The 23,520-nt window shown below is 62.6% G+C and carries 21 protein-coding genes; 11 read left to right on the top strand and 10 right to left on the bottom strand.

What is annotated here, in order from left to right; genetic code table 11:
- The first annotated feature begins 65 nt into the window (after positions 1–65).
- The 5 genes from J2X24_RS08810 to J2X24_RS08790 all read left to right on the top strand — a co-directional run bounded on the left by J2X24_RS08810 (position 66) and on the right by J2X24_RS08790 (position 7,066).
- The gene (locus J2X24_RS08810; RefSeq protein WP_209719747.1) at positions 66–1,625 is read left to right on the top strand and encodes an MFS transporter; all 1,560 of its coding nucleotides are present in this window, start codon (positions 66–68) and stop codon (positions 1,623–1,625) included.
- Positions 1,618–2,742, top strand: a complete 1,125-nt coding sequence (locus J2X24_RS08805; RefSeq protein WP_209719744.1) for a Gfo/Idh/MocA family protein — start codon at positions 1,618–1,620, stop codon at positions 2,740–2,742. The genes J2X24_RS08810 and J2X24_RS08805 overlap by 8 nt, the downstream gene beginning before the upstream one ends.
- Before the next feature lie 160 nt (positions 2,743–2,902).
- Positions 2,903–3,955, top strand: coding sequence for a sugar phosphate isomerase/epimerase family protein (locus J2X24_RS08800; protein ID WP_209719742.1), 1,053 nt, complete (start codon positions 2,903–2,905; stop codon positions 3,953–3,955).
- 1 nt (position 3,956) lies between these two features.
- Entirely contained in the window at positions 3,957–4,949 is a 993-nt protein-coding gene (locus J2X24_RS08795; RefSeq protein ID WP_209719739.1) for an alpha/beta hydrolase, read from the top strand.
- 38 nt (positions 4,950–4,987) lie between these two features.
- A complete protein-coding gene (locus J2X24_RS08790; protein ID WP_245344570.1) occupies positions 4,988–7,066 on the top strand; it encodes an outer membrane protein assembly factor BamB family protein in 2,079 nt (692 codons plus the stop codon).
- Here J2X24_RS08790 and J2X24_RS08785 read toward each other — a convergent pair.
- A complete protein-coding gene (locus J2X24_RS08785; RefSeq protein WP_209719734.1) occupies positions 7,063–8,067 on the bottom strand; it encodes a LacI family DNA-binding transcriptional regulator in 1,005 nt (334 codons plus the stop codon). The two genes, J2X24_RS08790 and J2X24_RS08785, sit on opposite strands and share 4 nt — an antisense overlap.
- Before the next feature lie 97 nt (positions 8,068–8,164).
- Positions 8,165–9,052, bottom strand: coding sequence for a sugar phosphate isomerase/epimerase family protein (locus tag J2X24_RS08780; protein ID WP_209719731.1), 888 nt, complete (start codon positions 9,050–9,052; stop codon positions 8,165–8,167).
- A 250-nt stretch (positions 9,053–9,302) separates the two neighbouring features.
- Here J2X24_RS08780 and J2X24_RS08775 point away from each other — a divergent pair, with 250 nt between their 5' ends.
- From J2X24_RS08775 to J2X24_RS08765, 3 genes are all read left to right on the top strand, one after another.
- Entirely contained in the window at positions 9,303–9,815 is a 513-nt protein-coding gene (locus J2X24_RS08775) for a cysteine hydrolase family protein (RefSeq protein ID WP_209719729.1), read from the top strand.
- A 112-nt stretch (positions 9,816–9,927) separates the two neighbouring features.
- Positions 9,928–11,037, top strand: a complete 1,110-nt coding sequence (locus J2X24_RS08770) for a mechanosensitive ion channel family protein (protein ID WP_209719726.1) — start codon at positions 9,928–9,930, stop codon at positions 11,035–11,037.
- A 169-nt stretch (positions 11,038–11,206) separates the two neighbouring features.
- Entirely contained in the window at positions 11,207–11,680 is a 474-nt protein-coding gene (locus J2X24_RS08765; RefSeq protein WP_209719723.1) for a hemerythrin domain-containing protein, read from the top strand.
- A gap of 132 nt (positions 11,681–11,812) precedes the next feature.
- Here J2X24_RS08765 and J2X24_RS08760 read toward each other — a convergent pair whose 3' ends face one another.
- Entirely contained in the window at positions 11,813–13,801 is a 1,989-nt protein-coding gene (locus J2X24_RS08760; RefSeq protein WP_209719721.1) for an erythromycin esterase family protein, read from the bottom strand.
- A 242-nt stretch (positions 13,802–14,043) separates the two neighbouring features.
- Between J2X24_RS08760 and J2X24_RS08755 the strand changes: the two genes are divergently transcribed.
- Positions 14,044–14,460 carry a CBS domain-containing protein gene (locus J2X24_RS08755; protein ID WP_209719719.1) on the top strand — a complete coding sequence of 139 codons (417 nt, stop codon included), beginning with the start codon at positions 14,044–14,046 and terminating at the stop codon, positions 14,458–14,460.
- Positions 14,461–14,528: 68 nt separating this feature from the next.
- Here the strand turns inward: J2X24_RS08755 and J2X24_RS08750 are convergent, their stop codons facing one another.
- Together J2X24_RS08750 and J2X24_RS08745 are read right to left on the bottom strand one after the other, a co-directional pair.
- Positions 14,529–14,975, bottom strand: a complete 447-nt coding sequence (locus J2X24_RS08750) for a phosphatase domain-containing protein (protein ID WP_209719717.1) — start codon at positions 14,973–14,975, stop codon at positions 14,529–14,531.
- 2 nt (positions 14,976–14,977) lie between these two features.
- On the bottom strand, positions 14,978–15,121 hold the full coding sequence (locus J2X24_RS08745) for a hypothetical protein (RefSeq protein WP_209719715.1): 144 nt from the start codon (positions 15,119–15,121) through the stop codon (positions 14,978–14,980).
- Positions 15,122–15,280: 159 nt separating this feature from the next.
- Between J2X24_RS08745 and J2X24_RS08740 the strand changes: the two genes are divergently transcribed.
- The gene (locus J2X24_RS08740) at positions 15,281–15,481 is read left to right on the top strand and encodes a DUF883 family protein (protein WP_209719713.1); all 201 of its coding nucleotides are present in this window, start codon (positions 15,281–15,283) and stop codon (positions 15,479–15,481) included.
- Positions 15,482–15,573: 92 nt separating this feature from the next.
- Positions 15,574–15,834, top strand: a complete 261-nt coding sequence (locus J2X24_RS08735; RefSeq protein WP_209719710.1) for a hypothetical protein — start codon at positions 15,574–15,576, stop codon at positions 15,832–15,834.
- Positions 15,835–15,898: 64 nt separating this feature from the next.
- On the opposite strand, the gene J2X24_RS08730 is transcribed toward J2X24_RS08735, so the two are convergent.
- The 5 genes from J2X24_RS08730 to J2X24_RS08710 all read right to left on the bottom strand — a co-directional run bounded on the left by J2X24_RS08730 (position 15,899) and on the right by J2X24_RS08710 (position 23,421).
- Positions 15,899–16,423 carry a hypothetical protein gene (locus tag J2X24_RS08730; RefSeq protein WP_209719708.1) on the bottom strand — a complete coding sequence of 175 codons (525 nt, stop codon included), beginning with the start codon at positions 16,421–16,423 and terminating at the stop codon, positions 15,899–15,901.
- A gap of 78 nt (positions 16,424–16,501) precedes the next feature.
- Positions 16,502–21,193, bottom strand: coding sequence for a DUF3320 domain-containing protein (locus tag J2X24_RS08725; protein ID WP_209719707.1), 4,692 nt, complete (start codon positions 21,191–21,193; stop codon positions 16,502–16,504).
- A gap of 44 nt (positions 21,194–21,237) precedes the next feature.
- Entirely contained in the window at positions 21,238–21,516 is a 279-nt protein-coding gene (locus J2X24_RS08720) for a hypothetical protein (RefSeq protein ID WP_209719705.1), read from the bottom strand.
- Between the two features lie 107 nt (positions 21,517–21,623).
- A complete protein-coding gene (locus J2X24_RS08715; RefSeq protein ID WP_209719703.1) occupies positions 21,624–22,844 on the bottom strand; it encodes a sensor histidine kinase in 1,221 nt (406 codons plus the stop codon).
- Entirely contained in the window at positions 22,834–23,421 is a 588-nt protein-coding gene (locus J2X24_RS08710; protein WP_209719702.1) for a response regulator, read from the bottom strand. Before J2X24_RS08710 ends, J2X24_RS08715 begins: the two co-directional genes overlap by 11 nt.
- Positions 23,422–23,520 lie beyond the last annotated feature (99 nt).

Raw genomic sequence — 23,520 nt, 5'->3', positions numbered from 1 at the left:
CGCCGCAGGGCAAAGCAAACAAGAAAACCTGACGGCCAAAGGGTTGAAACACAGGGGTTACACACATGAGTAGCGCATCCGCCGCCGCATCGTCCCAAGGCGTCCAGGGCAATGGCCCCTTGTTCGCCGCCTCCTTCGCAGCCATCGCCGCCACCTCCTTCTGCTTTATTCTGCGCGCGCTGGTCGTCGATACCTGGGGTGTCGATTTTGCATTAACCGAAACGCAGAAGGGCGAACTGTTGGGCGTCGGCCTGTGGCCCTTCGCCATTTCGATCGTCCTGATCTCGCTGTTCATCGACAAGATCGGTTTCAAGGCGACCTTCTGGTTCGCGGCCCTGTGCCACCTGGGCGGTCTCGGCCTGCTGCTGACGGCCAATGGCTACTGGGCGCTCTATGCCGGCACCTTCGTCATGGCACTGGGCAATGGCGCGGTCGAAGCCGCCGCCAACCCCCTGATCGCCACCATCTACAACCACGACAAGCCCAAGTGGCTCAACCGCCTGCACGCGGCGTGGCCGGGCGGCATGATCCTCGGCGGCCTGCTGGCCATGGCGCTCGACCACTTCACGCCGGGCGTCGGCTGGCAGGTCAAGGTCGGCCTGATGATCGTGCCGGTCCTGACCTATACTTTCCTGCTGCTGGGCCGTAAGTTCCCGGTATCGGAACGCGTCGCTTCGGGCGTCTCCTACCGCACCATGCTGGGCGAGGCCGGTTTCATCAGCGCCTTTATCCTCGGCGCCCTCATCATGCTTGAAGTCGGCCGCGTCTTCGCGCTCGACCCGATGGTCAGCTGGGGTGGTGCCGTTGCCCTGGCCGTCATCTACGCCATTTTCGCGCGGTCTCCGGGCCGTCCGCTCTATATCCTGCTGGTCCTGCTCATGATGCCGCTGGCCGTCACGGAACTGGCGACCGACAGCTGGATTTCGTCGCTGATGGCGCCGGAAATGGAAAACATCGGCCTGGCCGGTGGCTGGGTGCTGATCTACACCTCGCTGATCGTCTTCGTGATCCGCATCTTCGCCGGCACCCTGATCGAAAAGTTCAAGCCGCTGGGCGTGCTGGCCATGGCCTGCGCCCTGTCGGCCGGCGGCCTGTTCCTGATGTCGGACGCCACCGGCGGCGTCATCCTGGCGGCCGCGACGCTCTACGGTATCGGCAAGAGCTTCTTCTGGGGCACGACGCTGGCTGTCGCTTCGGAGCAGTTCCCCAAGGGCGGCGCCGTTACCATCAACATGCTGGGCGGTGGCGGCATGCTGGCGGCCGGTATCCTGGGTTCGGTGCTGCTGGGCGCGGCGCAGGACCACTCGACCCGCGAGGGCCTGCGGGCGCACGACACCGCCAACCAGACCAGCCTGACGCAGCAATATCTCAGCGAGCCCAAGGTCTCGATCTTTGGCACCTATCAGGCGCTCGATGAGGCCAAGGTCGCGGCGGCTCCAGAAGCCGACAAGGCGGTGCTCGACGGCCTGTCGGCCAGCGCCAAGAAGGACGCGCTCAAGGAAGTCTCGCTGATCCCGGTCGTGACCGGCATCGTCTTCCTGCTGCTCATCTTCTGGTTCCAAAGCAGGGGCGGTTACAAACCGGTGATTCTAGGGCGTAGCGAAGGCGAAAACATCGATGGCTAAAAGTGGTCCCCCAAAAGGGCCTTTGCGGTTGGCAATGGTCGGCGGTGGACCGGGCGCCTTTATCGGCCCGGTCCACCTGAAGGCCACGGGCATGGACCGGCGTTACGAGCTGGTCGCCGGCGCCTTCAGCCGCGATCCGGTGAAGAATGCGGCGGCGGGCGAGGGCTATAATCTCCCGGCCGACCGCGTCCATGCCGACTGGCGTGACCTGCTTGCGAAGGAGCAGGGCAAGGTCGATGTTGTCTGCGTCGTGACGCCGAACGACACCCACTTCCCGATCAGCAAGGCGGCGCTTGAGGCTGGCTTCGACGTCATGTGCGACAAGCCGGCGACGCTCAACCTTGATCAGGCCCTGGCCTTGCGCGAGGTCATCCGCAAGACCGGCCGCAACTATGGTCTTACTTACACCTATAGCGGTTACCCGCTGGTGCGCGAGGCCAAGGCTTTGGTTGCCCAGGGCAAGCTCGGCAGGATCAGGAAGATCGTTGTCGAATATCCTCAGGGCTGGCTGTCGCAGGACGTCCATTCGAAGCAGGCCGACTGGCGCGTCGATCCCAAGCAGGCCGGTCTTGGCGGCTGCATCGGCGATATCGGCGTCCATGCCTTCCATCTGGCCGAATTCATCACAGGCCTGCGCGTCACCGAACTGTGCGCGGATCTCGGCAAGGTCGTGCCGGGCCGTATGCTCGACGACGACTGCGACATTCTGCTGCGCTTTGACAACGGAGCGCGTGGCGCCCTGATCGCTTCGCAGATTTCAGCAGGTGAGCGCAATGCCCTGCGCATCCGCGTCTATGGCGAACTGGGCGGGCTCGACTGGAGCCAGGAAACACCCAACACCCTAACGCTGAACTATGGCGACAAGCCCACTGAGGTGCTTCATGCTGGCGGTGGCTATCTGTCGCCCGAGGTCCAGGCGATGATCCGCATTCCAGCGGGCCATCCGGAAGGCTATCTCGAAGCCTTCGCCAACATCTATCGCGACTTCGCCGACCAGATCACGGGCAGCGGCAAGACCGTGCCCGGCATCGAGGACGGTGTGCGCGGCATGCACTTTGTCGCTGTCGCGGTCGAATCCAGCAATGCCCGCCAGTGGCGGACGTTGAAGGACGTATAACGCTATTTTCTCCTCCCTGTCGCGTAGCGATGGGGAGGGGACCAATCGTGCTCATAGAGCGAAGCGTTAGCACGCTTCTATGGGTGGTGGAGGGGATACCTCTGTCATTGCCGCGCGCAGCGCTGCCTCCCATCAAATCGGGAGGAGAAGGATACCGATTATGAAGACCATCAAAGGCCCGGCCATTTTCATCGCCCAGTTCCTGGGTGACAAGGCGCCGTTCAACCGGCTCGACACCATAGCCGAATGGGCGGCGAACCTGGGCTATAAGGGCATCCAGGTGCCGACCAGCGACGCCCATATCTTCGACCTGAAGCAGGCGGCCGAATCGCAAGCCTACTGCGATGAGATTAAGGGCGGACTGGCGGCCTATGGCCTCGAAATCACCGAACTGTCGACCCACCTGCAGGGCCAGCTTGTTGCCGTTCACCCGGCCTACGACACCCTGTTCGACGGCTTCGCGGCGCCGGAAGTGCGCGGCAACCCTGCGGCGCGTCAGGCCTGGGCCGTCGATCAGGTCAAGCTGGCCGCCAAGGCGTCGCAACGCCTGGGTCTCAAGGCCTCGGTCACCTTCTCGGGCGCGCTGGCCTGGCCGTACTTCTATGCCTGGCCCCAGCGCCCGCACGGCCTGGTCGAAGAAGCCTTCGCCGAACTCGGCCGCCGCTGGAAGCCAATCCTCGACGTCTATGAAGACTGCGGCATCGACTGCTGCTACGAAATCCACCCGGGCGAAGACCTGCACGACGGCGCGACCTTCGAGCGATTCCTGGATGTCGTCGGTGGCCACCGCCGCGCCAACATCCTGTTCGACCCTAGCCACTTCGTCCTGCAGCAGCTCGATTACTTAAGCTACATCGACATCTATCACGAACGGATCAAGATGTTCCACGTCAAGGACGCGGAGTTCAATCCGAACGGCCGGTCGGGCGTCTATGGCGGTTATCAGGGCTGGCTGGAACGCCCGGGCCGCTTCCGCAGCCTCGGCGACGGCCAGGTCGACTTCAAGGGCATCTTCTCCAAGATGGCCCAGTACAATTATGATGGCTGGGCGGTGCTGGAGTGGGAATGCGCCCTCAAGCATCCGGAAGACGGCGCGCGCGAAGGCGCCACCTTCATCCGCGATCACATCATTCGCGTGACGGAAAAGGCCTTCGACGACTTCGCCGGCTCCGGCGCGTCCAAGGAATCCCTGCGCAAGCTGATGGGATACTGAGATGGACGTCGTGCGCCGCAGCCTGCTGATGACCCCCCTGGCGCTGGCGGCGACAGGCGCCGCTGCCCAGACCGCGGCGCCAACCGTGCCAGGCGATACGCGCCAGCTCACTTGGCCGGAACCGGTCGGCACTATAGACTTATGGCCAAGTGATCTGAAAGCGCCTGCCAACCTGAAGGAAGTCGTCGAGGAGGTTTCGACCAACCCAGCCGATCACCTGCGTCGCGTCCAGGGCATTTCGAAACCGCGCCTGGCTGTGTTTCCGGCGTCCAAGCCCAATGGCGGCGCCATGCTGATCATCCCGGGCGGCGGCTTCTCGTGGAACTATTTCGACCACGAAGGCTATCAGTTGGCGCAACGCTTGAATGCCGAAGGCGTCACCTGTTTCGTGCTTTTTTACCGCCTGGCCAATGACGGCTGGGCCGACCGCGCCGATGTCGGCACGCTCGATGCGGTGCGCGCCATGAAGGCCATTCGCGCCAATGCTGCGCGCTTCAAGCTGGATGCCGCACGCGTCGGTGTCGCGGGTTTCAGCGCCGGTGGTTTCCTGACGGCCTCGGTCGCCACGCGCCACACGTCTTTCACCTATCCGAAGATCGACGCCACAGACGATCTAAGCGCCCGTCCATTCCTGGCGGCGCCCATCTATCCGGTCCAGTCGCTCGACCCGGCGATCGCCTATTCGGGCACGGCGCCGTCGCTGTTCGGCGGCCCTGCCACGCCGGAGCAGATCGCGCGTTACACACCCGACCGCAATGTCGATGGCGATACGCCGCCGGTCTTCCTGGTCCATGCCGAAGACGACGCCACGGTAAAGGTCGAAAACTCCACGGCCTTGCGCGACGCTTTGAAGGCCAAGGGCCGCGTCGTCGAAACCCACCTGTTCGCGGCCGGCGGCCATGGCTTTGGCATGAAGCCGGGCAATGGCGAGCCGTGGGGCTTATGGCCGGATCTGCTGGTCGCGTTTGCGCGCCGTCAGGGATTGATGGGATAATGCGAGGAAGGGGGTTAGTCGCGATCGCTACACTTCTGTTGCTCGCAAGCTGCAGCCAGAAACCGATCGACGGGACCTCATCGACCTCGGGTGCCGACTGGCCGCACTATCATGGCAATCCCAACGGAACGCACTATTCGACGCTCGACCAGATCACACCGCAGAATGTGAAAAACCTCAAGGTTGCCTGGGAATTCGACTCGGGCGATGCCTTTGGTGAGGGCGCCAGCCAGTCCGAGATGGAAGGCAACCCGATGGTCATCCGGGGGCGGCTCTATTTCATTTCACCCAAGGGCAAGCTGTTCTGTCTCGATGCCGCCACCGGCAAGCAGCAGTGGGTGTTCGATCCGTCCTTCGGCGATGAGATCGTCACGCGCCAGCGCCTGCGCGGGATCTCCTACTGGGAAGGCGAGGGCGGTGCGCGCATCCTCTTCACCTTTCGCGGCAAGCTGATCGCCGTCGATGTCGCAACCGGCCGGCTGATCAATACCTTCGGCAAGAACGGTGAGGTCGATCTGCGCGAAGGCCTGGGCCGCGACTTTGACTCGATCAGCGTCGGCAATGTCACGCCGGGCGTGGTCTATAAGGATCTGATCGTCATGGGCTCGACCGGCAATACGCCGGGCCATATCCGCGCCTTCGACGTCCGCACCGGCAAGATGCGCTGGATATTCCATACCATTCCGCATCCCGGCGAATATGGCTACGAAACCTGGCCCAAGGACGCCTGGAAGACGGCCAAGGGCGCCAATGCCTGGTCGGGCCTGACGCTTGATCCGGAACGTGGCCTCGTCTTTGTGCCGCTGGCTTCGGCCGGCATGGGCAATAAGGATTTCTATGGCGGTGATCGCGAGGGTGACAACCTGTTCGGAACCTCGCTGGTGGCGCTCGATGCCAATACCGGAAAACGCGTCTGGCACTTCCAGTTGGTCAGGCACGACCTGTGGGACCGTGACCCGCCGACCCCGCCGACCCTGATTGCGGTCAAGGGCCGCCCGGCGGTCGCCCAGGTCACCAAGGCCGGTCTTGTCTTCATTCTCGACCGCGAAACGGGCAAGCCGCTGTATCCGGTCCAGGAGATTGCAGTCCCGCCAACCGATGTCCCGGGTGAAACAACGTCGCCGACGCAGACCATGCCGGTCAGCCCGGAACCATTTGCCCGCCAGCACCTGACCGAAGACCTGCTGACCGACCGGACCCCAGAGGCCAATGCCGCTGTGAAGAAGGTGTTTGCCGGTCTGCGCTCGCGTGGGCCGTTCGATCCGCCGTCGGTTCAGGGGACGATCCTCTTGCCTGGCATGGATGGGGGCGCTGAATATGGTGGCGCCTCCTTTGATCCGGAAACGGGTCTGCTCTATATCAATGCCAACGAGATGGCGTGGATACTCAAGGTCAAGCCGCAGCCGCCCAAGATGGCCGGCGTGAGCGGCGAAGCCCTTTACCAGAATAATTGCGCCGCCTGCCACCGCGACGACCGCACCGGCAGCCCGCCGGAATTCCCGTCGCTGATCGGCGTGCATACAAGGTTGGACGATCAGCAACTGACGCGCCAGATCACCAATGGCGCCGGCCGCATGCCTGGCTTTGGGACGCAGCTGAGCGGTGCCGAGATCGCCAATGTCATCGGCTATCTAAAAGGCGATCCGGCGCAAAAGGCCCAAAAGGTCGCGGGGGAATATCCTTCGACTGACAACGACGCCTATGTCTTCGATGGCTATGTTCGCTTCCTTGATCCCGACGGTTATCCGGCCATCAAGCCGCCGTGGGGCACCTTGAGCGCGCTCGACGTCAATACCGGCAAGTATGTCTGGACGAAGCCTTTAGGCGAATATCCCGAGCTGGCGGACAAGACGACCGGCAGCGAGAACTATGGCGGCGCCGTGGTGACGAAGGGCGGCGTGCTGTTTATCGCCGCGACCATCTTCGACAACAAATTCCGCGCCTTCGACAAAAAGACTGGCGCCCTGCTGTGGCAGGCGCAACTGCCGGCTTCGAGCATCGCCACGCCCGCGACCTATGCGGTCAGGGGCAGGCAGTATGTCGTCGTCCAGGCCGGCGGCGGCAAGAACCCTAAGGTCAAGCCATCGGGCAAGGTTATTGCGTACAGCTTGCCCTAAAACCTCGGCGCCGCCGTACTGGCGCGCACCACCAGTTCGTGACCGAGCGTCAGATTGACCCGCTCGATCGCGCCGTTTTCGATAATGTCGAGCAGCAGCTCCACCGTCTTGACGCCGATTTCGTGCATCGGCTGGCGGATGGTCGTCAAAGCCGGCTGGGCATACTTGGCCAGGCGGAGGTCATCGAAACCGGCCACCGACACATCGCCCGGGCAGTTCAGACCCGCGCCACGCAGCGCATGGATGGCGCCGAAGGCCATGTCGTCACTGAAACAGAAAAGGGCGGTCGGTCGGCGCGCGCCCTGAATCAGCTCCGTAGCGCGGGCGATCCCGGATTCGATCGTGTAATCGCCATTGACGATCTGCATGTCCGTGAGTCCCAACGCCCGGGCCGCATCTTCGACGCCGCTCAGACGGCCACGGCTGGTGGGGCTGCGCATATCGCCGGTGATGACGCCGATATGGCGGTGTCCCAGGCCATGCAGGTGTTCGATCATTTCGCGCGCGGCGGCGGTATTGTCGATATTGACGCTCGACACCGGCAGGCTGCCGCTGAATTCGCAGCCATTGACGACGGGCGCCGCCGCCCCTTCACGCGTTACCCGCTCGCTGAGCGAATCCGGGAGGCTATGGCCGAGGAAGATCAGGCCGTCGGCTTCCTTGCGCTTCAATAGCGCGGCATAGGCTTCATCGCTGCCGGCCGCCGAGCCGATATCGCCCAGCAGAACGGCATAGCCCGCGGCCGACGCGGTCTCTTCGACGCCGCGAATAATGTTGGCGTAGAAGGGGTTGGCGATGTCGGGAACCGTGACGATGATGCGGTTGCTTTTCAGCGTACGCAGGGATTTCGCCATGGCGTTGGGCTCATAGCCAAGCTCGGCGATCGCCTTTTCGACCCTTTCCAGCACGCGCGGCGATACGTGCGTATAACCGTTGAGTACGCGCGATACCGTTGCCGTGGAGACGCCGGCCAGATTGGCGACATCGGAGATGGTCGACATATAAACATCCTGTTGCGGCGCGTTCCCGCGCGCCGCAAAGGCAATCCCTAGACCGCGTTGGCGAAAATGCCAACCTTTAACTTATCCGAGCCTTAAGTTACAACGACTTGAGATGGGCTACGCTCTCCGCAAGCGATTCGAAGATCGGCCGGACATAGGGCTCTTCCTGCTCGACGAAAAATTGTTTCACGCCCTCGGCCTTGGCGGCTTCAAACGCCGGCTTCCATTTGACGATCCCCTTGCCCAGTTCGACCGAGCGATAACCTGAGCCATCCTTGACCATGTCCTTGATGTGCAAGAGATCGACCTTGCCCTTGTACTTCCTGATCATGGCGGCAGGATCGTGGCCGGCGGCGGCAACCCAGCCGAGGTCGAGTTCCAGGCGCGCCCTGTCTGAGCCGGTCAGCATGATGTCGAGGCCCGACTGGCCACCGAAATCATCGAACTCCATCGGGTGGTTGTGATAGGCGAACTTCAGCCCCGCTGCTTCGATCTTGGGCACGATCTGGGAAATGATCTCGGCGTTCTGCTGGTAGGCCTCCTTGGTCATGGCCTCGCTCATGGCCTGTACCCACGGCTTGGTCGAATCGATCGGGCCCGGCGTCTTGGGCGAGGAGGCGACCAGCCAGCCGGCGCCCAGCGCCAGAGTGTCGGCAATGTGCTTGTCGATATCGGTCGACAGGGCGCCCATATTCATATGGCAGGCGCGCGCCTTCAGGCCGGCGTCGGCCAACTGGCCCTTCAGCGTCTGCGCGGTGCCGCCATAAAGTCCGGCGGTTTCAATGACGTCGAAGCCCAGGCTCTTCAGCGTCTTCAGCGTGCCGGGAATATCTTCCTTCATCTGGGCATTGACGGTCCACAGCTGGACGCCCAGCGGCCAGTTGGCCTTGATAAGGCCGGCGGCGGCGGCGCCTGCCTGGCCCGCTGCCGCAAAGGCCGCCAACGCGCCCGAAGCGCCCAGAAAAGTCCGCCGTGATACGTCCATGATGCTGTTTCCTCTTGTAAGCCCTGCCCTTGCGGCCGAGCATAGCATTGCCTTTGACCGGGCATAGCCTTAACAGAGTTGTAATCGATTTCAAGTTATGATAACGACAATATCGAAGCTTTCCTTTGCAAGGTCTCCCCAACCTTCTTGCCCCCCGGTGGTTCACCCTCCGGGGATTTTTTTGTCCGGAATCGGATCGATTCATTATTCGCGCGCGGTCTAGTCTTTCCGTCCATGAGAAAGGAAAGGCATGCCGAAAGTCCTTGTCGCCGTTGATGTTCAAAAAGGTTTCGTCAGCCCGTCGTCGCGCCACGTGCTAAAACCGATCGAAGACATCCAGCACCGGTTCGACCACGTCGTCTTTACGCGCTTCTACAATCCCGATCCGTCGCCCTTCCGGCGTATCCTCGGCTATCACGACCTGGCGCCGGGCAGTGAAGGCATCGAACTGGCCATCACGCCGCGCCCTGACGCCGTGATCATCGACAAACCCAACTATAGCGGCTGCAACGCGGCATTAGAACGCCACCTGGCCAGGTGGCGGGCGCGGGAGGTCCATGTCGCCGGCATCGCCACCGAGGCCTGCGTCATGAAGACGGTCGGCGACCTGTTCGAACAGGACATCCTGACCTGGGTCATCGCCGACCTGTGCGCCAGCGACAAGGAGCACCGCTTCCACGATATGGCGATCTCGATCCTGGGCACGCTGATCGGCACGAACCACCTGGTCAACAGTGCCGAAATCATGCCCGAGGCGGCCTGAAGCGGATCAGACACTTTGCCGTTTTTTTTCCACCCGGCCGGGTGTGGGTCATTTCCGCCTTACGGGACGGCCGTCAGGTTTGCGCCGATAGTAACGGCCACGGAGTAAAGTCATGACGGCGTACGAGCAGATCACCGGTAATTTGACACTGTTCTGGAACCACCTGGTCGGATTGGGGCCGCAAGGTCTGGCGATCAATGCGGGCCTGACCGCGCTTATCCTTGTCGTGGCCGTTCTGCTCATCAGGGGCCTGAACTGGCTGTTGTGCCAGGCGATATCTCACCTGCCGGGAGAGAGCTCTGAAGAGCGCAAGAAGCGCGCGAACAAGGCGCTGAAACTGAGCCGGTCGGTCATCAGCCTGGTGGTCTGGCTGATCGCCATCTTCATGGTCGCCAATGTCTGGGGCATCGACATCATTGCCTGGGCATCCGAAGGTTCGGGCCGGCATATTGCCTCGACGACCCTGCGGGTCCTGGCCGTCCTGGTTCTGGCGACCCTGGCGGTCGAAGGTGTGGGCCTGTTCACCCGCAAGACGCTGAACCGTCTGCGGCGCGAAGGCGATCCGCGCCGGGGGGCGCAGCTGGATACGCTGGGTCCGCTGGTCCGCCGCCTGCTGCAGGTCGTCATCATAGGCCTGGCCATCATCACCCTGCTGAGCCAGGTCGGTGTCGAAATCGCGCCCGTTCTGGCCGGCGCCGGCGTTGTCGGCGTGGCGGTGGGTTTCGGCGCCCAGACCATCGTCAAGGACATGCTGACTGGCCTGTTCCTCATTCTGGAAGACATTGTCGCCGTCGGCGACATCGTCCAGATCGGCGCCTTCAGCGGTGAGGTCGAGGACATGACGCTGCGCACCATCCGTCTGCGCGACTCCGATGGCACGCTGCATATCTTCCCGTATGGCGAAAGCCAGGTCATCCACAATATGACCAAGACCTTCTCCTACGCCGCCTCAGACCTGCCGCTGAAATACGATACCGATATCGACCACGCCATGCAGGTGATGCGTGACACGGCGGCTGAGCTGCGTAAGGATGCGCAATATGGGCCGCTCATCCTTGCCGATCTTGAAATCGCGGGCGTCGACCTGCTGTCGGATGTCGGCGTGATCGTCAAATCGCGTATGCGTACGCAACCTACCGCACGCTGGAAGGTGCTGCGTGAGTATAACCGGCGGATTAAAAAGGCCTTTGACTCCGCCGGTATCCAGATTACGCACAAATAGATTTGAGAGTAATTCTCAAGCGCAATCAAGGTTTTACGCAGGTCTTACGGCTGGCCACCGCTGCGGCCATATCGATCTTACCCGCGCTTTGCCATCCTGTCCGAGACGGGGGCGGAAGACCATTTCCCTGACGGCTTACAACAAGCCCGAAAGTTGCGAGGACAGTATCATGGATATTTACAACTACCTGAAAAAGGACCACCAGAAGGTTGCGGACCTTATGGAACAGGTCATCGCCAGCAAGGATCCGGCCGAGCGCCAGAGCCTGTTCGAAACGATTAAAATGGAACTGACGCTCCATGCCGACACCGAAGAGCAGACCTTCTATAAGGCTATCGAGGACGCGACGCGGTCCAAGCAGGTCGAAGAGAAGATCGAACATGCCAACCACGAACACGACGAAATCCGCGAATATCTCGAAAAGCTGAGCACGACGCCGGTCACGGACGAGTTGTGGCTCGAGACCTTTGGCGAATTCAAGCACTCGGTCACGCACCACGTCGAGGAAGAAGAGGGCGAGATCTTCGAAAAGGCGAAGAAGTATCTGTCCAGCCAGGAAGCCAAGGACCTGGCCAAGGAAATGGATGCTCTGAAGAAGCAGTCCCAGGTCCAGAGCAAGGTGCCTGCGGACGCCATGGGTTAAATTCTTCTCCTCCCCATTTTATGGGGAGGAGGACCGCGAAGCGAGGGAGGGGTATCTCTGGCCGTTGTACCCCTCCGTCATCTTCGCTTACGCTCGAAGCCGCCTCCCATCGCTTCGCGCCAGAGAGGAGAATTAAAGGCCTGTCGGATAGGTCTCGTCGGCCTGGGGCACGGTCGCTGCCGCCACTTCCTCCACCAGCGGCGATACAGCCCGCGTCTCGTCGATATGCAGCACGGCATCGAACTGTTCGGGCATGACGACATCGACATAGTGGCTGACGCGTTCGCTGTCCGGCCGGTAGATGACGCCGATGAACCGCGCCAGCCTGGGCTCCTTCAGCAAGTGCCGCGCCATGCCCTTGTCGCGCATATTGAGCAGGAAGCCCGGTTCCCCCACCTTGTGGAACAGTTCTTCGACACTGCCGCCGAGACCGCGGCGCACCGTCTTGACCTGTCGGGGCTCATCCCAGTCGTCCGCGGCCATGACCGTGCCGTGATAGGTCGAAAAGCCGATCAGCAGGCTTTCATCCGGATGACGCTGACGGACCAATTGCCCGAGGTTCAGTTCGCCACGCGCCTTGGCTCCGGTCGCACGTGCATCCCCGATATGCGAATTGTGCGCCCAGACGACGATCTTTGCTGGCCGTCCACGCTGTTTTGACAGGAACTGGTCGAGCTCATCCAGGGTATCGGCCATGTGGGTGTCGCGGATGTTCCAGGAATTGGGCCTGCCCCGGAACATGGCGCGGTAATAGTGCTCGGCATTCTTCACCAGACGCGCGTTCTGTTCGGCCGAAAAGAACTCTTCGCCGGCCAGGGCGCCGTCGCGGCGCATATAGTCGTAGGTGTTCTTCTGCAGGTCGCGCAACTGGGCGATCAGCGCGTCCTCGCAGCTGTCCGCGCCGCCGCGTCCGGTCATGTAGCCATAACGTTGAGGATCATTGTCGAAGGCATCGAAACAGCCGTAGCGGTTGCGCGCCGTCTTGGCCGCGATCGGATCGACGCCTTCCAGATACCCGATGACGGCGTCGACCGACGTATTGAGGCTGTAGAGGTCGAGGCCGTAGAAGCCGGCATTACGCGTGGCGTAGGACGCATTGTGGTCGTGCAGCCAGTCGATGAAGTCGCGGGTTTCCTTGTTGCGCCACATCCATTGCGGAAAGCGTTTGAAGTCGCTCAAGGCATCGGTCGGGCTGGCGATCCTGTCTCCACGCACATAGCGATTCACGCGGAAGGCGTCGGGCCAGTCGGCCTCGACCGCCACGGCCGAGAACCCCTTTTCGTTGATGAGGCGTTTGGTGATATCGGCGCGGATCTTGTAGAATTCATGCGTGCCGTGGCTGGCCTCGCCGATCAGCACGAAGCGCGCATTCTCCGCCATCACCATCAGTTCGTCATAGTCGGCGGCCTTGCCGGTCAATGGCGTGACGTGGCGGCGCAGCTTGCCGGCCAAAGCATCGGCCTCGCTTTGTGGTGCATCGGGCGCGAAGATCTCCGCGTCCTTGAGCAGCAATTGCACCTCCTTGTCGCTGACCTGTTCGAAACGTTCGTACCACAGGCCCACGCTGTGAAACGGCTCAGGCCGCATGAGGGCAAAGACCGCGTCGGCTTCGGGAAGGTCGTTGCCGTCAGACGGCGCGGCCACGGGGACGGCGCAAATCAGTTCTCGCGGCCCTTCACGCCGGAGCGCCGTAAGCGCGGCGCGCATGCTGGCCCCGGTCGCCAGCCCGTCATCGACGACGATGACCGTCTTGCCGCGAAGAGCCGGGTAGGGGCGATCGCCGCGATAGGCGGCTTCGCGCCGGGCAAGTTCCTCGGTCTCCTTGCGGGCCACGGCTTCGATCTCGGCATCGTCGACCGGGTTGTCCTTCAGCACTTCGGCGTTCATCACCCGGACGCCGCCGCTGGCGACCGCGCCCATGGCGACTTCGGGGTACTGGGGCAAGCCCAGCTTGCGCACCAGGAAAACATCAAGCGGCAGGCGCAGACTTCGGGCGATTTCGTAGGCCACCGGCACGCCGCCGCGCGGCAGGGCCAGGATCAATGTATCGGGCTTTCTGGAAAAGTTCTCAAGCCGCCGGGCAAGCGCTTGCCCCGCCGCCTTCCGGTCGTGCAGCCGCATGGTGCACTCCTCCGCCTGTCTGTTGATTATGCTTCGGCAGTCCCTGTGACAACCTTCAGGCTAGTCCTTGCAACCTAAGGGAAATATCAGGAAACCGTGCGGCGGGATCAAAATTCCATAAATTCGGAAAGCTTACGGTGAATTTACGCAAAGTCCCGGCCATGCGCAGCCTCTTCTTACGCGTCGCCGCCTATCCTTCGCGCGGCCTCAAAATCCCACTTCACCAGCAGCGGAGCAGCCCTATGAAAGTCAGTGAAGTCATGTGTCCCGAGTTCGAAATCGCCACACCCGACACCACCTTGCGGGAAGCGGCGCAGATGATGCGCGATGGTGATTTCGGTTACCTGCCCGTCGGCGAGAACGACCGTCTGAGCGGTGCCCTGACGGATCGCGACATCGTCATTCGCGCCGTCGCCGAAGGGCTCGACGCCGATACGCCTGTCCGCCAGATCATGACGGAAAATGTCGTCTACTGCTTCGAAGACAACGATATAAGCGAAGCCGGCGACGTGATGCGCACGCGCCAGATTCGCCGCCTGGTCGTCTTAGATCGCGACAAGCGCATGGTCGGCATTCTGTCGATCGGCGATATTGCCCGCGACACCGACGACAGCCACCTGACCGGCAAGATCGAAACCGGCGTCGCGCAGGAAACCTGAGCATTTCCGGCAAACAAACAAAATCTAAAGGTATTTGCTCCGCTTCACGTAAAGCGGAGCAGATGCTTTTAAAAATTGCCTTCGGCGACCTGGAAGCAGGGAATATCTGCCTGACGCCAGGCTTTGACCACCTTGTCGCGGTCATCGAAAACGCACAAAATTCTGTCCCTGGGGATGCGACCCTCATGGACCCAGCCGATTTTCAGGATGTTGTCCGGCGTATGGTCGCCGCGCCGGCGCATGATCAGCACGTGCCACGGCACGTCATTTAGCCGCAGCCAGTCCACTGTTTCATCGCGCACCTCGTCGCTGCGTCCCGATACCAGATAAATTTTGAAGCGGGGGTAAAGCGCCCTCAGGATGATAATCACAGCCTCATGCGGCGCGTCGTCGACGCAGGCCGCAAAGAAGCCCCGCCAGTTCTTGCGCTTCCCGTGTACCATATGCTGGCGATGAGAGATGTCGGCGAGCGTGCCGTCGAGATCGAAGATGACAATGTCGCGCTCGCCGGTCATGGCTATTTACGCTTGGCGCCGGTGTCGCTCTTTTGCGCACCCGTCCGGTCGGGATGGAATTGTGTTGGCTGGTTGAACTTGCCCGCATCGACGCGCGCCTTGTTGCGATGTTCATCCGAATATTTGCGGGATTCGATTTCGGCCATGCCAGGCTCCTTGACGTTGGAAGCCCCCGGTAGAGTGTTTTACGCCTTCGCGTGTAAGAAATCCGCCCACACGCCGCGGGAGCAGATAAGTGCGGCGTAAAGCCCGCTTGCTTTTGCCGTTGCCTGCCGCATAGTGGCTGAAACTCTGGAGACTTCCCGATGATCAACAGCACCGACGAGCTTCGCGGCGCCCTGGACAATATCCGCGCCGAGGTCGAAGAGGGCGTCTCGGCCGCCCAAGACGCGACCAAGGAACTGTCGCGCGACCTCGTCGCCACGGTCCGGCAAAACCCTGTGACCTCCCTGGCCGTCGCGGTCGCCATCGGCTTTACCTTGGGCTTGATCACGCGGCGAGGCTAACTTTAGCATGTCGCCAAGGCCGGATTAGGCACAAAAAGCGTATGGTTTTTTTAGCGGGCGGCTGGTGAACTCCTTTTTAGGAGGACGATGCCATGACCGATATTGCCGAACCTGCCGCTGCCTGGACACCTCAGACGTTGAGTGAAGATCTGGAGGCCGCCGAACGCGACCTGCTCTCGCATCTGGGAGCGGGCGTGCTGGCGACGTGGGACCGTCTCCCGCGCGACATCCAGAAGATCATCTTCGATACCGCGATCAAGACCGACCCTCAGGATTCCCACCGGCTCAAGACCGACATTGCCCTGTTCCTGCACGAATACGGCAATGATCACAAGGCACGGTCGGTATTGTGATAACGCCGCCCGATCAGTGCCAGGAACTGGCGCCTGATCGTGGCGAAAAGGGCCATCAGCGTCGTCATGGCTGCTGGCCCTTCGTCGTCGCCGGCGTCTCGGGATTTGCCGTGCCGACGCCATAGCCGCCGCGTTCGTCATTGCCCCGGCCGTTATGCGCCTTGCCTTCGGGTGTATCATGGCCGGGGCGTTCCGGGCGTTCGTCCTGAATATCCGCCTTTTCCTGGCCAGGTTGGGCGCTGACGCTGCCCCGCGCGCGCTCTTCGTCCCGGCTGTAGCGGCTGTCGTGCAGGGGCGACGCGCCGACCTGAGCATTGCCTTCGGCATTGTCGCGATCGGCCGGACGCCGATCGGTATCCTGCATGCCATAGCCGCCTTGGTCCTCGGCGGGTTTGTTGGACTGGAAGTCGCCGCTGCCTGAACCCTGATGGCCCTCGGACGTTTCAACGCCGTGCATGCGCTGATCGTGGCTCAGGGCCGTGTTGATGTCCTTGCCTTCCTGGGTGATGGAATCCGGACGGTTGCGCTCAGGCTGAGCGCCCGAGTCGCGTTCCTTATCGCGGCTGATGGGATATTTGGTGTCGGCCATGGTCAAGTCTCCTGTGGCCAGGAGTTTAAGCCTGGCTGCGTAAGAACCGCATCCCAAGCCATCCATGTCCTTGCAAAGTCAGGGTAAAACCAGCAGACCGTTCTTGTCGATCAGCCTGCCATCGGCCTCCAGCCGCGCCACGCTGTCATCGATCCGCGCCTTTAATGCCGCGCCCGTCGTCGCAAAGCCCAGAAGGCGCGCGGCGGCGGGAGCCAGATCAGTGCGTGTCGCGCCGTAATTGTCGTCGACGACCTTGAGCAAGGCTGCCTCGATCTCCGCCGGCGGCAGCATGTCGGGCTTGCGCAGACCCGTTGATGTCACCTGCGACCGGTCGCGGATGCGCACGGCCTGGTCCGGGACGCCGTAGAAGCCGTCGGCCTCGGTGACCGCGCCCTCAGAGACGGCAAAGCGCAGGGCAGCGGCGACGGCGGCCTTCAGGCGCGGTCCGGTTCGCGGCAGGTCCCAGAGGTAACGCACGCGCGCGATGATCTCGTCTTCGTGCACCGGTCCTTCGATGGCCGCGACGGAAGTGACGACATCCGCCAGTTCCCGCACGGTCAGGCTTTGCGGATCGGCGCGGCTGTTCACCTGAAAATCCGCCTCGATATAGAGCAGCGGCTTTTCGACCATCGGCGCCGGTGCGGCGGGTGCGACTTCGGTGGGCGGCGTCACGGCTTCGGCGGCGTCGGTGTCGGCCTTTTCCTGGTCGCGCATGGCCCATTCGGTCTTTGCCGCGGCGATAGCGTCGCCAAGCTTTTTCAGTTCCTCCTTGGGGCGCAGATACCAGTCGGCGCTCCAGATACGATGGATGACCCAGCCGTGGCTTTCCAGAACCTGCTGACGCAGGCGGTCACGGTCGCGTGCCGATCGCGAAGCGTGGTATTGCGCGCCATCGCATTCGATGCCGATCAGGAAGCGGCCGGGATGATCGGGATCGGCGACGGCCAGGTCGATGCGGAAGCCCGAAGCGCCGATCTGGCTTTCAACCGTGTGGCCGAGCGCGCGCAGGCGTTCGGCGACCTGCTGCTCTAATTCGCTGTCGTGGGTGCCTCCGCCGTCGTGGGCATCAAAACGCCCGGTTTCGGCGAAGGTCAGGAACATTTTCAGCGCCGCCACGCCGCGCGCCTGCGTCCGTTCCAGGTCGATATCGGTGCCACGGAAATTGCAGAAGACCTCGCAACGCAGCTTGGCGCGCGAGATCAGGACGTTCAGCCGCCGCTCGCCGCCTTCGCCGGATAATGGCCCAAAGGCGTGGGCCAGATCGCCTTTTTCGGTCTTGCCATAGCCGACCGATATGAAGATGACGTCGCGCTCATCGCCTTGGATGTTTTCCAGGTTCTTGACGAAGAAGGGCTCTGTGGCGTCCTCAGCGAAGAAGGATTCAAGCTCGGGATTGGCGCGGCGCAGACCTTCAAGTTCGGTCAGGACCGCCTGACGCTGCGCGACCGAGAAGGTCGCGACACCGAGCGTCTGCTCCGGCCGCAGGCGTGCATGGGCAATGACGGCTTCGGCGACGGTGCGCGCCTCTTTCGGATTTGTGCGCGTATTGCCGCGATCGTAGGTCGTGTCCTTCAGCCAGTGGAATTTCAGCCCCATGCCGGCCACCGCGTCATAGGGCGACGGCACGATAAACAGCCGGTTCTCGTAGAATTCACGGTTGGAGACGGCGATCAAGGACTGGTGTTTGGAGCGATAATGCCAGTTGAGCATGCGGTGCGGCGCGCCCTTGGCCAGGCACAGGTCGAGAATGCTTTCGGCGTCGCGCGCCTGAAGCGTCAGGCCCTCATCCTCTTCGATTTCGTCCTCGCCGGTCAGCTTCTTGAAGAAGGCGGTCGGCGGCAGCTGCCGCTCATCGCCAACGACCGCGAGCTGTTTAACGCGGGCGATGGCGCCCAAGGCATCGACGGGCTCGATCTGGCTGGCCTCGTCCATGACCAACAGGTCGAACTGCAGGCCACCGGGCTTGAGGAACTGCGCCACCGATAGCGGCGACATCATGAAGACGGGCTTCAGGTCCTGGATGACCTGGCCAGCCTGCTCCAGCAGGACGCGGATCGGCTTGTGGCTGCGCTTCTTGGCCAGTTCGGCGTTGAGGATGCCGAGTGGGCCGATACCGGCATTGCCCACCGGCCGCGCCGCGCTGGCCTGGGCGGCGATCTGCGCCTGGGCCAGGTCAATGCGCACGCGATCGAGTTGGCGGAACTGATTGATATGGCGGTCTTGCGCGTCACCGTCGAAGGCTTTGAGTTCCGGCCAGTCGCGGAACAGCACATTGCGCAAGACGTGCGAATAGGCGCCGTCGAAGGCGGCGATCAGGTCTTCGCCATCGAGCCCGCCGGCGTGCAGGGCTTCGACGACGCTGCCGACGCCAAGGGCAGATAGCTGGCGGCCACGCGAGGCGAAGGCGATATAACGACTCAAGGATTCCAGATCGTCCGACCAGGCATCGAGCCGTTCATCAAGCGCCCGCACAGGCAGGGCGCCGATGTCGCTGGCGCCGAACGCGCGGGCAAGGTCGAGATCGAGCAGGGCGATAATGCTGTCGAGCGCCGCCTTGAGGTCGGTCAGTGCGTGATAGAGCGCCTGGCGCGCCTGGTCGGCCTCGGCAATGCCGGCATCGGAGAGCGCGGCATAGAGCGGCCAGACCTCGGCCGGCAGAGTGTGCGACGACCGCCAGTTGATGACGTTGCGCAAAGCTTCCCAGTCGCTGCCCGTATCCTGCCACAGCCGGCCAAAGGCGGCGGCAAGAGGCTGCGTGTCGGCGAACGTGGCTTCGGTCTTTTGCAGGCGCAGGGCCAGGTCGATCAGCTTCAGCCGGTCATCCGGGCTTTGTGGCAAGGTACCCTTCGCGTAGGAGCGCAGCAGGGCCATGTTGCGCCGGAAGCCGCTGTCGAGGAAGCGGAACAGGTCATTGCCCTTGGTCACCACATCTTCGCGGATGGCGGTGTAATCAGCGGTCAGGCCGGCGTCGTTGAGCGCGCTTTGCGCTTCGATCCTTAAGCGCACCAGCGCCTCGCCGGTATCGGCCAGGGCGGTGAGCGCCTTCGGATTGCGCCAGTTGGCGTCAGCCAAAGCCGTGCGGTCGCCGTCGCGTGGCGGCGGGGTCAGGCGCAGATAGGCCAAAGCCCGGTCGAGGTCGCTGATGCGCGCGGATGACGCCGCCCCCAGCAACCGTGTGGCGACGGCGGCATGGGATAAAGCGCCGCCCAATGCCTCACGCGCCTTGGCGATATCGCGGCCCAGGCCGTCGCGTTCTGATGGATCGAGCGCGTCGCACTGCACGCCGCGCCAGATATGCGTGGCAGGCGACCCCAGTGCCGCCAGCCGTCCGGCAATGTCTTCGGCAAGCGTGCGCCGTTCCGCCACATCGGCGCTGGTCCAGGCTTCGGCGCTGTCGAGCGCAAAGTCACGGCCGGGCTCTCCGGCGCTGGTCCATTTCGCCAAGCGTCCCAGAATCTTTTGCGGCGACAGGCCCGACGGGCTCAGCGGCGCGTGCAGCCGGTCGGCAAAGCCGTTCAGGGTTTGGGTCAGATCGTCGAGCCGTTGCAGCGCCGTCAGGTCGCCTGGTGCCGCGCGTGCGGCGGCCTCCTTGGTGCGTTTCAGCTCTTCGAGGACGCTGCGCTTTGAGATCTTGTTCGAGTGTAGTTCCAGCGTCAAAGGCCCTAACCCCGCGGCCTTCAGTCGGCGATGAACGACGTCGAGCGCGGCCATCTTTTCGGCTACGAACAGCACCTTCTTGCCGGCGGCAACGGCGCCGGCGATGATATTGGTGATGGTCTGCGATTTGCCGGTGCCGGGCGGGCCCTTGATGACCAGGGTGCGGCCGGCGACGGTCTCGGCGATCGCCACGGTCTGCGAACTGTCGGCGTCGACGACATGATGCAGCGAGGCCGGCGGCAGCTTGTCGTCGATGCGATCATGGTCGCCGACCAGTGGATCGCTCTCCTCAAAACCGTCGCGCAGGATCGCCTTGATCAGTTGGGCGTCTTCGATGCCACCGTCCTCGGGCCAGTTTTCCGGATCGAGGTCGCGGTACATCAGGAACTTGGCGAATGAGAAAAAGCCGAGCACCATGGCGTCGGGCAGGACTTCCCAGCGCTTTTGCCCTGCGACGGTCTCTTTGATCCGGGAGGCATAGGCGTCGAGATCGACCTCGTCCTCATCCGGGAAGTCTTCGATGACAAGTCCGAATTCGGCCTTCATCTTGGCCTGGAGCGTCAGATTGGGCGAGGGCGGCTCGTCGCGCCATTTCAGGCGGAATTTGTCGGTGGCGCTGGTGCGTTCCAGCCGCACCGGCAGCAGCACCAGGGGCGCATGACGCGGCGTGTCCGAGGCATCGGCATCGAACCAGCGCAGCAGGCCGAGCGCGAGATAAAGAATATTGACGCCCTGTTCCTGCTCAAGCGTCTGCGCATCGTACCAGATGTCGAACAGGCGCTTTTGCAGGCCTTCGGACGTCAGGCGCGTTTGCAGTTTCAGGTCGGTGTGGCGCGCGACCTTGCCGTCGGCATCCAGCTTTTCGTCCGGTTGCGGCAGGCTTGAGGTCATTTCCTCGTCTTCGCCGGCACCGGGCAGGAAGGTCATGGCCTTGCCATCGCTTAACCGGGCAAAGACCTCTGCCAATTTTTCATCGACGATTTCGATAGCGCGATTGTTCTTGGTCCGCAGTGGCGTATTGAGCAGGCGATTGCGCGCCGACAGGTCGAGCAGCGCATTGCGCTCCTTCAGCAGCCGGTCCCGGATCGAAATCAGCGCTTCACCTTCGGCCATTGGCGTCGTCCTCTTTACCTGAGAACAAAGCCATAAACCCTCGGCTACGCGGCTTGCAAGAGATCGTATTCGTCCTCGTCTTCACCCGGAACGGCAAAGCACACCATACCGCCGCAGGCCTTGTCCTGGCAGCGCGTTTCCCACTCGACCAAGTCGAGGAACTGTGCGCCCAGCCGCCTGTCTTCGATCAGCGAACGGACTGATTGCTTCCACTGCGAACGGCACGACCGGCAAGTGACGTCGATATGACCATCGCGCGGCAGATCCTTGACCTGCGGCGGGCACTTCCACGTCTTCATCCACAGTTTCGCATCGAACATCATGGCGGTGTTCCCAGTGTTTACAGGCCCCCAGAGGCTATGTTCTTATTTTGTTCCATTAAGAACAAAGAGTCAACACCTGTGTGCAACATTGATAAATTAATTGCCGTTTACGCTTGGCGCAGGCGGAAGGCGAAGCAGGCGCCACCCAATCGCTCCGCATGGCCCGGCGCCGGCGGCATCAGGGACAGTGTGCTGCCATGGCCCTGGACGATCTGGCGGGCGAGGCTCAGGCCCACGCCGGTGCCGGTTGCCTTGGTGGTATAGAAGGGCAGGAAGACCTGGTCGGCCTGATCGGCGGGGATACCCTTGCCCGAATCCTCGACGTGGACACTGACGCCATCGCCGTCGATGTGGACATGCAGGCGCACGACCGGCGGCTGGGCGTTATCGAGCGCCGCCTGTGCGCCATTATTGAGCAGGTTGCCGACGCACAGCCACATCTGGTCTTCGTCCATCATGGCGCTGAGGTCTGGGTCCGACAGGATATGATCGAGGCGGACAGTCTCGCCCCACTGCGCCGCGAAGCTTTCGGCGGCGACGTCGAGCCAGTCGTCGAGCCTTACCGGCCGCACCACAGGCGGTGGCAGGCGCGTCATGGCGCGATAGGCATTGATGAAGCCTGACAGGTTTTCGGTGCGCGCCACCACGCGCTCCAGCGCTTTTACCGCCAGGGCGCGTGACTCCGGCGTGTCGTCGCCGAGTAAATCGAGGGCGCTCTTGCTCATCGATGCAACCGGCGTAAGCGCATTCATCAGTTCATGGTTCAGCACGCGCAACAGGTCGCGCAAGGCGGTCGCCTCCGCGGCGCGGACATCGGCGGAAATGTCGGTCAGCACGGCCAGATGCGAAGACCGGTCTTCCTCTTCCATTTCCGCCAGGTGGACGGCATAGGTTCCGCCCTTCCACTTGATCTGGCCGGGCAGGGTGGCCAACCCTTCCGCTTCGCCCAGCAACTGCCGCCGCGCCGTCACCGGCAAAGCATAGGACACGTCGAACAGGGTGCGGGCGGCGCGGTTGACGGCGATCAGTTGGCCGCTTTCCGGCTGGAGCAGCAGCGGCGACGGCGTCTGGTCGAGCAGGACCTGAAGCCTGCGCCGGCTGAGTTCGGCGGTGAAGATCGCGCCCGGCTGGGCGGCGCGTTTCAAGAGGTCGCGGCCGATGCGAAAGGCGGTCGTTGTCAACCCCAGGCTGGCCAGGACGATGCCCGCCAGGACGCACAGCAGGGCGCTGGCATAGAGTCCGTGCGCGAACGCCAGCCAGGCCAGGGCGCCGGCGGCGAACACGCCCAACTGCGCGGCGAGCGCGAGTAGCAGGCGTCTATAATCCATGCTTTTCCATGCGCCGGTAAAGCGCTGCCCTTGTCAGGCCGAGGTCCTTGGCGGCGTGCGAGATGTTGAACTGGTGCCGGTCCAGCGCCGCCTTGATCAGCTCGCGCTCGGAGCGTTCGAGATTGAGGTCCTGCGGCGGGGCCGGCGCGCGGCGCGGCGCTTCCATGGCGGCGCGGATCGAGGCGATGAAGCGCTCATTGTTCCAGGGTTTGACGACGAAGTCCTGCGCCCCCATGCGCATGGCCTGTATGGCGATGTTCATGCCGCTGTGGCCGGTGACGATGACCACGGCCAGGTGCGGGGTCGCCGTCATGCGCTCCTTCAGGAAGGCCAGCCCCGCTTCTCCGGAGGTGTCGCCGCGCCGGTAGTTGAGGTCGAGCAGCAAAACATCGACGGGCTCGCGGTCGAGATAGTCGCGCGCCGCTTCGGGCGTCTGGGCGGTGGCCAGGGTAAAGCCGTGACGCGTCAAAACCAGCTCGGCGGACGCCAGCACATCGGCATCGTCATCGAGGAAGAAGGCCCGGATCGGCGGCCGTTTTTCACCCGCCTCGGCTTCGGTTTGTGGAGCGTCGCTCATGTTCGGAAACGGACAGTTCAGGGTGTGAGAGACTTTCGAATTTCGCGTTATTTTGCCTAAAAGTCAAATGAAATGAATAATTTATGTCTATTGAAAAAG

The organism is Asticcacaulis solisilvae (assembly GCF_017875235.1).
Taxonomy (GTDB): Bacteria; Pseudomonadota; Alphaproteobacteria; order Caulobacterales; family Caulobacteraceae; genus Asticcacaulis; species Asticcacaulis solisilvae_A.
Note: the sequence above shows the minus strand (reverse complement) of the source record. Positions and strands in the feature narration are given on the sequence as shown.

Bases quoted from the DNA above. Each gene is read 5' to 3' on its own strand.
- J2X24_RS08810 (WP_209719747.1), top strand. From the start codon at position 66: ATGAGTAGCGCATCCGCCGCCGCATCGTCCCAAGGCGTCCAGGGCAAT.
- J2X24_RS08805 (WP_209719744.1), top strand. From the start codon at position 1,618: ATGGCTAAAAGTGGTCCCCCAAAAGGGCCTTTGCGGTTGGCAATGGTC.
- J2X24_RS08800 (WP_209719742.1), top strand. From the start codon at position 2,903: ATGAAGACCATCAAAGGCCCGGCCATTTTCATCGCCCAGTTCCTGGGT.
- J2X24_RS08795 (WP_209719739.1), top strand. From the start codon at position 3,957: ATGGACGTCGTGCGCCGCAGCCTGCTGATGACCCCCCTGGCGCTGGCG.
- J2X24_RS08785 (WP_209719734.1), bottom strand. From the start codon at position 8,067: ATGTCGACCATCTCCGATGTCGCCAATCTGGCCGGCGTCTCCACGGCA.
- J2X24_RS08780 (WP_209719731.1), bottom strand. From the start codon at position 9,052: ATGGACGTATCACGGCGGACTTTTCTGGGCGCTTCGGGCGCGTTGGCG.
- J2X24_RS08775 (WP_209719729.1), top strand. From the start codon at position 9,303: ATGCCGAAAGTCCTTGTCGCCGTTGATGTTCAAAAAGGTTTCGTCAGC.
- J2X24_RS08770 (WP_209719726.1), top strand. From the start codon at position 9,928: ATGACGGCGTACGAGCAGATCACCGGTAATTTGACACTGTTCTGGAAC.
- J2X24_RS08765 (WP_209719723.1), top strand. From the start codon at position 11,207: ATGGATATTTACAACTACCTGAAAAAGGACCACCAGAAGGTTGCGGAC.
- J2X24_RS08760 (WP_209719721.1), bottom strand. From the start codon at position 13,801: ATGCGGCTGCACGACCGGAAGGCGGCGGGGCAAGCGCTTGCCCGGCGG.
- J2X24_RS08755 (WP_209719719.1), top strand. From the start codon at position 14,044: ATGAAAGTCAGTGAAGTCATGTGTCCCGAGTTCGAAATCGCCACACCC.
- J2X24_RS08750 (WP_209719717.1), bottom strand. From the start codon at position 14,975: ATGACCGGCGAGCGCGACATTGTCATCTTCGATCTCGACGGCACGCTC.
- J2X24_RS08745 (WP_209719715.1), bottom strand. From the start codon at position 15,121: ATGGCCGAAATCGAATCCCGCAAATATTCGGATGAACATCGCAACAAG.
- J2X24_RS08740 (WP_209719713.1), top strand. From the start codon at position 15,281: ATGATCAACAGCACCGACGAGCTTCGCGGCGCCCTGGACAATATCCGC.
- J2X24_RS08735 (WP_209719710.1), top strand. From the start codon at position 15,574: ATGACCGATATTGCCGAACCTGCCGCTGCCTGGACACCTCAGACGTTG.
- J2X24_RS08730 (WP_209719708.1), bottom strand. From the start codon at position 16,423: ATGGCCGACACCAAATATCCCATCAGCCGCGATAAGGAACGCGACTCG.
- J2X24_RS08725 (WP_209719707.1), bottom strand. From the start codon at position 21,193: ATGGCCGAAGGTGAAGCGCTGATTTCGATCCGGGACCGGCTGCTGAAG.
- J2X24_RS08720 (WP_209719705.1), bottom strand. From the start codon at position 21,516: ATGATGTTCGATGCGAAACTGTGGATGAAGACGTGGAAGTGCCCGCCG.
- J2X24_RS08715 (WP_209719703.1), bottom strand. From the start codon at position 22,844: ATGGATTATAGACGCCTGCTACTCGCGCTCGCCGCGCAGTTGGGCGTG.
- J2X24_RS08710 (WP_209719702.1), bottom strand. From the start codon at position 23,421: ATGAGCGACGCTCCACAAACCGAAGCCGAGGCGGGTGAAAAACGGCCG.